This is a genomic window from Streptomyces sp. NPDC006435 (assembly GCF_040612315.1).
Classification (GTDB): Bacteria; Actinomycetota; Actinomycetes; order Streptomycetales; family Streptomycetaceae; genus Streptomyces.
Window position 1 is genome coordinate 60,866 of the sequence record NZ_JBEXPY010000006.1, and the last position, 11,488, is coordinate 72,353.

Genomic DNA, 11,488 nt, shown 5'->3' on the forward strand with positions numbered 1-11,488 from the left:
CCCCCGGGCCCGGAACCGCGGCCTCAGTCCTCCGCGGACGCCGCAGCCGTCGTCTTCTTCGCGGCCGTCGCCTTCTTGGCCGTCGTGGTCTTCTTCGCGGTCGTGGTCTTCTTCGCCGCCGTCTTCTTGGCGGCCGCCGTGGTCTTCTTGGCGGTCGTCTTCTTCGCGGCCGTCTTCTTGGCCGGGGCCTTCTTCGCCGTCTTCTTCTTGGCGGGCCCCTTGGCACGCTTCTCGGCGAGCAGCTCGTAGCCGCGCTCCGGCGTGATGGCCTCGACGCTATCGCCGGTGCGCAGCGTCGCGTTCGTCTCGCCGTCGGTGACGTACGGACCGAACCGGCCGTCCTTGACCACGACCGGGGCCCCGCTCACCGGGTCCGTGCCCAGTTCCTTCAGCGGCGGCTTGGCGGCGGCCCGGCCGCGCTGCTTGGGCTGGGCGTAGATCGCGAGGGCCTCTTCGAGCGTGATGTCGAAGAGCTGCTCCTCGGTGGTGAGCGACCGCGAGTCCGTGCCCTTCTTCAGGTACGGGCCGTAGCGGCCGTTCTGCGCGGTGATCTCGACGCCCTCGGCGTCCTCGCCGACGACGCGCGGCAGCGACATCAGCCGGAGCGCGTCGGCCAGCGTCACCGTGTCCAGGGACATGGACTTGAAGAGCGAGGCGGTCCGCGGCTTCACCGCGTTCTTGCCGGTCTTCGGGGTGCCCTCGGGCAGCACCTCGGTGACGTACGGGCCGTAACGCCCGTCCTTCGCGATGATCTGGTGCCCGGTGACCGGGTCCGCACCGAGCTCGAAGGCACCGCTGGGCTTGGCCAGCAGCTCCTCCGCGTACTCGACCGAGAGCTCGTCGGGCGCCAGGTCCTCCGGCACGTCCGCGCGCTGGTGGCCCTCCGCGTCCTTCTCGCCGCGCTCGATGTACGGCCCGTAGCGGCCGACCCGCAGCTTGATGTCGTTGCCGACGGGGAAGGAGGAGATCTCGCGCGCGTCGATCGCGCCGAGGTCGGTGACGAGCTCCTTCAGACCGCCGAGGTGGTCGCCGTCGCCGTTGCCCGCGTCGGAGGCCGAGCCCGCGCCGGCCAGGTCGTCACCGGCGCCGAAGTAGAAGCGCTTCAGCCACGGGACGGACTGGGCCTCGCCGCGCGCGATGCGGTCGAGGTCGTCCTCCATCTTCGCGGTGAAGTCGTAGTCGACGAGCCGGCCGAAGTGCTTCTCCAGCAGGTTGACGACGGCGAAGGAGAGGAACGACGGGACGAGCGCCGTGCCCTTCTTGAAGACGTAGCCGCGGTCCAGGATCGTGCCGATGATCGACGCGTACGTCGACGGGCGGCCGATCTCGCGCTCCTCCAGCTCCTTGACCAGCGAGGCCTCGGTGTAGCGGGCCGGCGGCTTGGTGGCGTGGCCGTCGGCCGAGATCTCCTCGGCGGACAGCGCGTCGCCCTCGGCGACCTGCGGCAGGCGCCGCTCGCGGTCGTCGAGCTCGGCGTTCGGGTCGTCGGCGCCCTCGACGTACGCCTTCATGAAGCCGTGGAAGGTGATCGTCTTGCCGGACGCGGAGAACTCGGCGTCCCGGCCGTCGCCCGCCCGGCCGCCGATCTTGACGGTGACGGAGTTGCCGACCGCGTCCTTCATCTGGGAGGCGACGGTCCGCTTCCAGATCAGTTCGTACAGCCGGAACTGGTCGCCGGTGAGGCCGGTCTCCGCGGGGGTGCGGAAGCGGTCGCCGGAGGGACGGATCGCCTCGTGCGCCTCCTGTGCGTTCTTTACCTTCCCGGCGTACGTGCGCGGCTTGTCCGGCAGGTAGTCGGCGCCGTAGAGCTGGGTGACCTGGGCCCGGGCGGCGGTGACCGCGGTGTCCGAGAGAGTCGTGGAGTCGGTACGCATATAGGTGATGAAGCCGTTCTCGTACAGCTTCTGCGCGACCTGCATGGTGGCCTTGGCCCCGAAGCCCAGCTTCCGGCTCGCCTCCTGCTGGAGGGTCGTCGTCCGGAACGGGGCGTACGGGGAGCGGCGGTACGGCTTCGACTCGACGGACCGCACGGTGAACGCGGTGTCGGCGAGCGCGGCGGCCAGGGCGCGGGCGTTCGCCTCGTCCAGGTGCAGCACCTGGCCGGAGCCGGGCTTCAGCTGCCCGTCCGGACCGAAGTCACGGCCCTGTGCGACGCGGCGGCCGTCGACCGTGCTGAGCCGGGCGGCGAGCGTCGAGGGGTCGGAGGAGTCACCGGCACGGCCGGTGGCGAAGGTTCCGGTGAGGTCCCAGTACTCGGCGGAGCGGAAGGCGATGCGCTCGCGCTCCCGCTCGACGACGAGCCGGGTCGCCACGGACTGGACGCGGCCGGCCGACAGGCGCGGCATGACCTTCTTCCACAGGACCGGCGAGACCTCGTAGCCGTAGAGCCGGTCGAGGATGCGGCGGGTCTCCTGGGCGTCGACCATGCGCTGGTTGAGCTCGCGCGGGTTGGCGACGGCGGCCCGGATCGCGTCCTTGGTGATCTCGTGGAAGACCATCCGGTGGACCGGGACCTTGGGCTTCAGGACTTCCTGCAGGTGCCACGCGATGGCTTCGCCCTCGCGGTCCTCATCGGTGGCGAGGAAGAGTTCATCGGACTCGGCAAGAAGCTGCTTCAGCTTCCTGACCTGGGCTTTCTTGTCCGCGTTGACGACGTAGACGGGCTGGAAGTCGTGCTCGACGTCGACGCCGAGCCGGCGGACCTCACCGGTGTACTCGTCCGGGACCTCTGCGGCGCCGTTCGGCAGATCGCGGATGTGCCCGACGCTCGCCTCGACCACGTATCCGGGGCCGAGGTAGCCCTTGATCGTCTTCGCCTTGGCAGGCGACTCGACGATGACGAGTCGGCGGCCGCCCTGTGCGGTCTCGCTGGTCGGGGACAACTTCGCTCTTCTCTCCGGTCGACGCTCGGTGGACATCCGGACAGCGCGATGACGCTGCCCACGGTGCTGTCGCTGCGGAGTGTGACGGTACAACCCGCCCCCGTGTCAAACGGCAAAAGCCCGCAACGGCCACTCGAACGGTAACCCGACTTCCGCCATTCCTGCCGCCCGGACCACCCCGTCCACCGTGCGCACGGCCACTGCCTGCGGGTTTCGGGGCGCGGTGACGGCGTTACGGGCACCGGGGGTGAGATGTGGACGACCCGGGCGTGTTCCCCGCCACGGTCCGTCGCGCCCCGCGCTCCCTGCCCGACGCCGGGCAGGAGTGGATCAGGCCCGGGTGAAGCACCACACACCGAGAGCGAGAAAGAGTACGCCGAACACGGTGGCGAGAGCGGCGGAGGCCACGGGGCTCACGCCGTGCGCGACCGGCGCGCGATGCAGCACGCGCGCCCCCGTCCACAGCAGCAGTGCGGCTCCGAACAGCGCGAACGCCGTTCCGGCGAAGACCGCGGGTCCGCTCTCCATGTCCGTACGCCTCCCTGTCCCGTATCTGGACGTCCGGGCCCCGTGTCCGGGTTTCCGCACCCGGCCGGGGCCGCGCCGTCCGGCCAGAGGGAGGCTGCCACTCCCGGGCGTCACCGACGCGAACCCCGGGTGAATCCCCGGATTCGCCGCGCCGACCCACACCACCGGACCACCCCGGCTCGCACCACCGGTCCGCCCTGGCACGCACCACCGGACCACCCCGGTCCACACCACCCGGCGCCCCGGTCGCGCACCGCCGGGTGCCCCGGCCCGCACCACCGGACCATCCCGGTACGCACCGCCGGGTGCCCCGGCCCGCACCACCGGACCATCCCGGTACGCACCGCCGGGTGCCCCGGTCACGCGCCCCGGGCCGCGCGTCGGCCGGAACCAACCGGAATCCGCGCCCCCGGCAAGGCGCGGGCGGCGATCGGCCCGCGCCCGCCACCGCCGGGGCGGCTCGTCACCTACGCCGGCAGGGGTCCACGCGCACGACGGCACGGGCCCGAACGGGAACGGAGCCCGCCGGGCCGCCGACTCCGGCGGCCCGGCCGTCCGGCGGACGGACGGCCCCGCGGTCCGGCGCCCCGGGCCCGACGACCGGAAACCGGAACCGGATTCACGTGCTCATCCCGCCGACGGCGGCACCGGCTCCAGGAAGCCCTCCTCCACCAGCAGCCGGATCGCCTGCGGGGTCCGGTCGCGCAGCAGCACCGGGTCCTCGTTCATCAACTGGGCGATCGCGTCCAGGATCCGGCCCGCCGGCAGCGTCCCGTCGCACACGCCCGCGAAGCCCGCGCCGACGGCGTCGACCTTCGTCGCGCGCCGCATGCCCCGGTTCTGACGGAGCACCACGTGCTCGGGGTCCTCCGCGCCCGGCAGCCCCACCTGTTCCTGCACCACCTCGGCGGCCAGGGTGAAGTGCCCGGCCAGGAGCGCGGCGTCGTCCTGCTCGCGGAGGTAGTCCTGGCGGGCGAAGTGGGCCTCGACGGCCGGTCCGAGCGGCTGCTCCACCGCGTGCGGCCACTCCTCGATCACGACGGACGGATTCCCGGCGGCGGCCGCGGCGGACCTGCGCAGGGTGATCCAGCCGAAGCCGACACCCTTGGTCTTGCGGGCCTCGAACTCGTCCAGCCAGGCGTCGTACCGCGCGGCGTACTCGGCGGGGTCCGTACGGTGGTCGCCGCCGTCGCGCAGCCACAGCTCCGCGTACTGCGTGACGTCCTGGACCTCGCGCTGCACGATCCAGGCGTCGCAGCCGTGCGGGACCCAGGAGCCGACCCGGCTCTGCCACTCCTCGCCCTCGACGTGCTGCCAGTTGGCCAGGAAGTGGGCGTACCCGCCCTCGTTCAGCCGGTCGCCCGTCCGCTGCACCAGCGTCCGGCACAGGTCGTCGCCGCCCATCCCGCCGTCGCGGTAGGTGAGCCGGGCACCGGGCGAGATGACGAACGGCGGGTTGGAGACGATCAGGTCGTACGTCTCCGTGCCCACCGGTTCGTAGAGGGAGCCCTCGCGCAGTTCGGCCGGGGCGGCGCCGGACAGCGCGAGCGTCAGCCGGGTGAACTCCAGCGCCCGGGGGTTGACGTCGGTGGCCGTGACCCGGGTGGCGTGCTGCGAGGCGTGCAGTGCCTGGATGCCCGATCCCGTACCGACGTCGAGCGCGGAGGCGACAGGCGTACGGACGGTGATCCCGGCGAGCGTGGTGGACGCCCCGCCGACGCCGAGGACCACACCCTCCTCGCGCGAGCCGATGCCGCCCGCACCGCCGACCGCGCAGCCCAGGTCCGAGACGATGTACCAGTCCTGCCCCTCGGGCCCGCCGTACGGCCGCACGTCGACCGCGGCCCGCACCTCGTCGCCGGTACGGGTCACCCAGCCGTCCTCGACGCACTCGGCCAGCGGCAGCGCCGCACGGGCCCGCTCGTACGGCACCGGGTGCTGGAGCAGGAAGAGCCGGACCAGCGTGTCGAGCGGGGAGCCGCCCCGGGTGGCGCGCAGCGCCGGAACCGTCTCGCTGCGGGCGAGCGCGGCATAGGCGGGTGCGCCGAGCAGGTCGAGGAGCCCGTCGGCGGTGAAGTCGGCGGCGAGCAGGGCTTCGCGGAGCAGGGGCGAACGGTCGGGCGCGGGGAGGCTGGTCGTACTCACCCACCCATTGTGGCCGCTCCCGCCGACAACGGCAGCGGCCCGGCGCCCATCGGGGCAGCCGGGCCGTCCGCACAGCCGGTTCCGCGTCCCGGTGGGGCCGCGCCCGCCGTCCGGGTCACGCCTTCTTGCTGGGCGACCCGGACGGGGACGTGGGGGTGGACGGCTCGGTGGAGGACTTCGGCGGCGTCGAGGCCGTCGGCTTCTGACAGCCCTTCTGCTTGGCCATCGCGGTGCCGACCTCGCCGGACTGGAGCTTCTTCAACGCCTCGTCACCGCTGGTGCTGATCTTGTTCAGTTCGTCCGCGATGCCCTTGAGCCCGTCGGCGAACTTCGCCTGGTCCTTCGTCTCCAGGGCGTCGACCTTCTTCTGCAGGTTCGCGTACGCCGCGGAGGAGGCGTTGAGTTCCTTAACGGCCTCCTTCTGCGTGGTCTCGCCGCCGTCGACCGGCGGCGGACCGGCCGACTCGACGGCCGCGCCCAGCGCCTTGTACGCCTGCGAGATCTGCTGGAAGGCGGCCGAGTCGGTGCGCTGCACGTCGACGGGCTTGCTGTTGTCGGCGGTCTGCTGCTGGATGGCGGCGTTCGCGTTCGCGATCTTCTGGAGCTGGGGCTGGACCTGGTCGCAGACCTGCTTGGCCCAGGCGTTCACCTTCTCGCTCTTGTCGTCGTCGCTGCTGCAGCCCGACAGCGCGATCACCAGTACCGCACCGCCGGACAGTGCGGCCGCTAGCTTCTTGTTCACCGGTTTGGTCCCTTCCAAGGCTCTCGGCCCCGGAACTTACACGGCGGGCGCCCCCCTTCCGCGAGCCGGACGTCCGGTGGATGGCCTTTTGCAGCCATTTGCACCAAGGGAAATGAGGGAGATACAACTCACCCACACAGCCCCCGGAACCCGGGAACGCCTGAACGAGCAACCACTCGAACGGATTACGGATTCGACGGCCTGAACCGGTCTGCGATGCCCCCGCCGTGATGCGGCCGGACGAACGACCGGGCAGGGGCGGAGGAACGGACGGAAGGGCGACCGGAGAAACAACGGAGAAAGAAGCGGGCGGAGAAGCGGGCCGGGGAAGCGGGCCGGGGAACGGAAGGCGGAGCGAACGAAGAGACGGACCGAGGAACGGAAGACGGAGCGGACGAAGAAGCGGACGGCACATCAGGACGCGCCGCCCGCCCGGTCATTGACCCGGGATCCGTCGGACGCCCCCGGCCCACCCTCTTCGCAGCACCTTTCGCCGCCTGCTCCTCCGTCCGCTCCCCCGCCGCCTCACGAGACGGCTGCCTGCCCCTGCGCCCCCGAGGACCGGTCCCCGCCGCCGGGGCCCTCCCCGTCCTCCACGGCGATCCCTCGCCGCTTGGAGACGTAGACCGCCCCGACGACGACCGCGACGGCGATCGCCGCCACCAGGGCCCGCACACCGGCGCTCGCGTCCTGCCCGTAGCTGAACTGCACCACCGCCGGGGCGATGAGCAGCGCGACCAGGTTCATCACCTTGAGCAGGGGGTTGATCGCCGGACCCGCCGTGTCCTTGAACGGGTCGCCGACCGTGTCGCCGATGACGGTCGCGGCATGGGCCTCGCTGCCCTTGCCGCCGTGATGACCGTCCTCGACGAGTTTCTTGGCGTTGTCCCACGCCCCGCCGGAGTTGGCGAGGAAGACCGCCATCAGGGTGCCCGTCCCGATGGCGCCCGCGAGGTACGAGCCGAGCGCCCCGACACCGAACGTGAACCCGACGGCGATCGGCGCCAGGACGGCGAGCAGGCCGGGCGTGGCGAGCTCACGCAGGGCGTCCTTGGTGCAGATGTCGACGACGCGCCCGTACTCGGGCCGCTCGCCGTGCTCCATGATCCCCGGGTGCTCGCGGAACTGCCGCCGCACCTCGTAGACCACCGCTCCGGCGGACCGCGACACCGCGTTGATCGCGAGCCCGGAGAAGAGGAAGACGACCGCGGCTCCGAGGATCAGGCCCACCAGGTTGTTCGGCTGCGAGATGTCCAGGCTGAGTGTCATCTCCCCCGCTCCGGCCCCCACGTCGTCGACCGCCGTGGCGATCGCGTCGCGGTACGAGCCAAAGAGCGCCGACGCCGCCAGGACCGCGGTGGCGATGGCGATGCCTTTGGTGATGGCCTTCGTGGTGTTGCCGACGGCGTCGAGGTCGGTGAGGACCTGTGCGCCGGCCCCCGTGACGTCGCCCGACATCTCGGCGATGCCCTGCGCGTTGTCCGAGACCGGCCCGAAGGTGTCCATGGCGACGATGACGCCGACGGTGGTGAGCAGCCCGGTCCCCGCCAGGGCCACCGCGAAGAGCGCCAGCATGATCGACGTACCGCCGAGCAGGAACGCCCCGTAGACGCCGAGTCCGATCAGCAGCGCCGTGTAGACGGCGGACTCCAGCCCGATGGAGATGCCGGCGAGCACGACGGTGGCCGGTCCGGTCAGCGAGGACTTGCCGATGTCCTGGACGGGGCGCCGGCCGGTCTCGGTGAAGTAACCGGTCAGCTGCTGGATCAGGGCCGCCAGCACGATGCCGATGGCGACGGCGACCAGCGCGAGGAGCCGCGGGTCGCCCCCGTGCGAGGTGATCGAGCTGTCGCCGACCCCGTCCAGCTCCGCGTACGAGGAGGGCAGGTAGGCGAAGACGGCCGCGGCCACCAGCACCAGCGAGATCACCGCGGAGACGAAGAACCCGCGGTTGATGGCGGTCATTCCGCTGCGGTCGGCGCGGCGCGGGGCGACCGCGAAGATCCCGATCATCGCGGTGATCACCCCGATCGCCGGGACGATCAGCGGAAAGGCCAGCCCCGAGTCGCCGAAGGCCGCCTTGCCCAGGATCAGCGCGGCGACGAGCGTCACGGCGTACGACTCGAAGAGGTCGGCCGCCATGCCCGCGCAGTCACCGACGTTGTCGCCCACGTTGTCGGCGATGGTGGCCGCGTTGCGCGGGTCGTCCTCCGGGATGCCCTGCTCGACCTTGCCCACGAGGTCGGCACCGACGTCCGCCGCCTTGGTGAAGATCCCGCCACCGACCCTCATGAACATGGCGATCAGCGCGGCCCCGAGGCCGAAGCCCTCCAGCACCTTCGGGGCGTCGGCGGCATAGACGAGTACGACGCAGGAGGCGCCGAGCAGCCCGAGCCCCACGGTGATCATGCCGACCACACCACCGGTACGAAAAGCGATCTTCATCGCCTTGTGCGAAACAGCGGTGAGATCTTTTTCCGGTTCCCCCTCCGCGGGTGTCGCCTCACGCGCAGCAGCAGCCACACGGACATTACTGCGCACGGCGAGCCGCATACCGATGTATCCGGTGGCCGCCGAGAAAAGCGCGCCGACGAGGAAGAACAACGAGCGTCCCACGCGCTGCGACCAGTTGTCGGCCGGCAGCAGCAACAGGAGGAAGAAGACCACGACGGCAAATACGCCCACGGTGCGCAACTGCCGGGCCAGATAGGCGTTCGCACCTTCCTGGACGGCGGCCGCGATCTCTTTCATGCGCTCGGTGCCCTCACCGGCCGCCAGCACCTGGCGCACCAGCAACCGGGCCACCACCAGGGCGGCGACGGCCACGGCCGCGACGACGACCACGATCACCCGATTGCCGTCGGTGAGCACCGCGGCGGCCAGGGAATCGGGTGAACCAAAGGAGCCGGAGAATACGGAATCTTGCGCCGGTCCTGTCAGTGGTGGGTTGAGGATCTCCGCCATGCGTCCTCCTTGATGCTCAGCGCTCAAGTCGTGGACGAATTGTAAGGAGCGGGAGCCGATCAAAACAGTGCGAGGCAAATCCGATTGCCCGCAACCGGCCGGTCATTAAATGATCGGGACACGAGGTCGACCCGAATGCAGTAATGGGGCAGGCACATTTTCCGAGGTCGTCGATCACGTCGAAATGAATAAAGGCCCTGCTCAGCAGGGCCTCAAATGGCGGATCGAGAAACGAGAAATGGTCCGGACGAGGAGTCGGGTCGCGTCCCGGCGGGCGGACCGCCCCGACGGAGACGGTGGTTCGGTGCCCCGGGGCACGCTTCCGGGAAGCTCAGCGGAGCACCTCTCGCGCCTCCGCGCCCCTGCGTCCCCCCGCGCCCCTACGGCCTCCGTGTCTTCAGGGAAGGGCGTCCACGGGCGCCTTCGGCCAGGTCATGCGGATCACTCCGCCGTTGATCCCCGACCGGACCTCCACGTCGTCGACGAGGCCGCTGATGACCGCGAGCCCCATCTGGTCCTCGCCGTCCGCGTCGCTCTCGTGGTCCGGTTCGTCGAGCCCCGCGCCGGACGTGGCGCCATGCGCCTCGGACGCCCCGGCCCGCCCGCCCAGGGTGGGCTCGGCGCCCGGCCCCGGCACCTCGTCGCCGACCTCCACGGCGAAGGACTTCTCCTCCTCGATCAGGGCGACGGTGACAGGAGCGGTGATGCCATGGCTGCGGTGCAGCCCGACGGCGCGGCTGCAGGCCTCGCCGACAGCGAGTCTGACCTCGTCGAGCACGGCTTCGTCGATACCCGCCCGGCGTGCCACGGCGGCGGCCACGAGGCGGGCCGTCCTGACGTGTTCGGGCTGGGCGCTGAAGCGGAGTTCAACGGTGGCCATGCGATCCCCCTCAGACGTACGGGCGTGCATCCCAGGGTCCCGGGCCCGCTGCCCGGCGCCCCTGCTCTTCTTCCGGAACCTGCAGGAACAACTTCTTTGCCGGAACCTGCAGGGATCGACGACCGGCCGCCCCGTCCGTCGACCGCCGGACGAACCGGACCGCCGACGTACGGCCACCGGCCGACGACAGACATCCACCAACGACGGACGCCCACGGACGTCCACCCGGTGACCGGCCCGCTTCCGGGCCGACCGGGCGCCGGACGTGCGGCCCGGCCGACAGGCCGCCACCGACCATCACACACCGGTCCGCGCCGACCCACAAACCCCGGGGCGGAAGATCCGGCCACCACCTGCCGAACGGCGAGCCGCCGACCGCCCGGCATCCGCCCGACCACCGGTCGGCCGGGCGTCGGCCGAAGACCCGGCCGGGCGATGACCCGACCGGCGGACAGCCACACAGGTCACCGGCGACACGATCACCCGTCCGGCAGACGGACGGCCCGACCGCCCGGCGGGCAGCCGACCCGATCGACGAACCCCGGCCGACAGCCACTCGGACGCCCCGGACAACCCGGCCGGCCGTCCGGACACCGAAAGCCCGGCCGGAAGACCTCCGGCCATCGCCCGGACACCCGGCCCCGTACCGAGGCACCGGATCGTTCCGGCCCCTTCGCCCGTTCAGGGCTCCCGGCGCCGGTTTCCCGGCCACCCGCTCACCCGTACCCGGCCGATGAGTCACATATCCGGCCAACCACACGACCGCCCGGCAGGGAAGCCGCACGACCGCCCGGCGGGCCCGTACACGGCGACCCTGCCACCCGACGGCGAAGCCCGTCCGCGTCGGACGGTCCGCCCGCCGGGGCCCGGCATCCGGCCCGTGCGCCGATCCGCGCCGGACCGGCCCCTCGGCCGGTCCGAACGGCGGAACCGGACGTCAGTCGGTGGCCGCGACGGCCTCGTCGACCGTGGTGTGGATCGGGAACACCTTGGTCAGACCGGTGATCCGGAAGATCTTGAGAATGCGCTCCTGGTTGCAGACCAGGCGCAGCGAGCCCTCGTGGGCCCGGACACGCTTCAGGCCGCCCACCAGCACGCCGAGACCGGTGGAGTCGAGGAAGTCGACGCCTTCCATGTCGACGACCAGGTGGTAACTGCCGTCATTCACCAACTCGACCAACTGCTCGCGCAGCTTGGGCGCGGTATACACATCAATCTCGCCACCGACCTCGACGACCGTACGGTCGCCACCAGGGCCGGACACATTGCGAGTCGACAAGGACAGGTCCACGGATCCTCCAGCACCTTGCTATCGAGCGGTCGCCCCTCGGTCTCCCCGGCGGAGCC

General features: G+C 71.4%; 7 protein-coding genes. All 7 read right to left on the reverse strand.

Annotation, left to right across the window (positions count from 1 at the left end):
- Window positions 1-23: 23 nt before the first annotated feature.
- Entirely contained in the window at window positions 24-2,882 is a 2,859-nt protein-coding gene (gene topA, locus ABZZ04_RS09300) for a type I DNA topoisomerase (RefSeq protein WP_356931578.1), read from the reverse strand.
- A 330-nt stretch (window positions 2,883-3,212) separates the two neighbouring features.
- On the reverse strand, window positions 3,213-3,410 hold the full coding sequence (locus ABZZ04_RS09305; RefSeq protein ID WP_356931579.1) for a hypothetical protein: 198 nt from the start codon (window positions 3,408-3,410) through the stop codon (window positions 3,213-3,215).
- 627 nt (window positions 3,411-4,037) lie between these two features.
- Window positions 4,038-5,555, reverse strand: coding sequence for a class I SAM-dependent methyltransferase (locus ABZZ04_RS09310; RefSeq protein WP_356931580.1), 1,518 nt, complete (start codon window positions 5,553-5,555; stop codon window positions 4,038-4,040).
- Window positions 5,556-5,670: 115 nt separating this feature from the next.
- The gene (locus ABZZ04_RS09315; RefSeq protein WP_356931581.1) at window positions 5,671-6,297 is read right to left on the reverse strand and encodes a small secreted protein; all 627 of its coding nucleotides are present in this window, start codon (window positions 6,295-6,297) and stop codon (window positions 5,671-5,673) included.
- A 525-nt stretch (window positions 6,298-6,822) separates the two neighbouring features.
- Window positions 6,823-9,261: a sodium-translocating pyrophosphatase gene (locus ABZZ04_RS09320; protein ID WP_356931582.1), complete on the reverse strand. Its 2,439-nt coding sequence runs from the start codon at window positions 9,259-9,261 to the stop codon at window positions 6,823-6,825.
- Window positions 9,262-9,658: 397 nt separating this feature from the next.
- Window positions 9,659-10,141, reverse strand: coding sequence for an ATP-binding protein (locus ABZZ04_RS09325; RefSeq protein WP_356931583.1), 483 nt, complete (start codon window positions 10,139-10,141; stop codon window positions 9,659-9,661).
- A 937-nt stretch (window positions 10,142-11,078) separates the two neighbouring features.
- Window positions 11,079-11,432 (reverse strand): STAS domain-containing protein, encoded by a 354-nt coding sequence (locus ABZZ04_RS09330; RefSeq protein WP_003967428.1) that lies wholly within the window; start codon window positions 11,430-11,432, stop codon window positions 11,079-11,081.
- Between the last annotated feature and the right edge of the window lie 56 nt (window positions 11,433-11,488).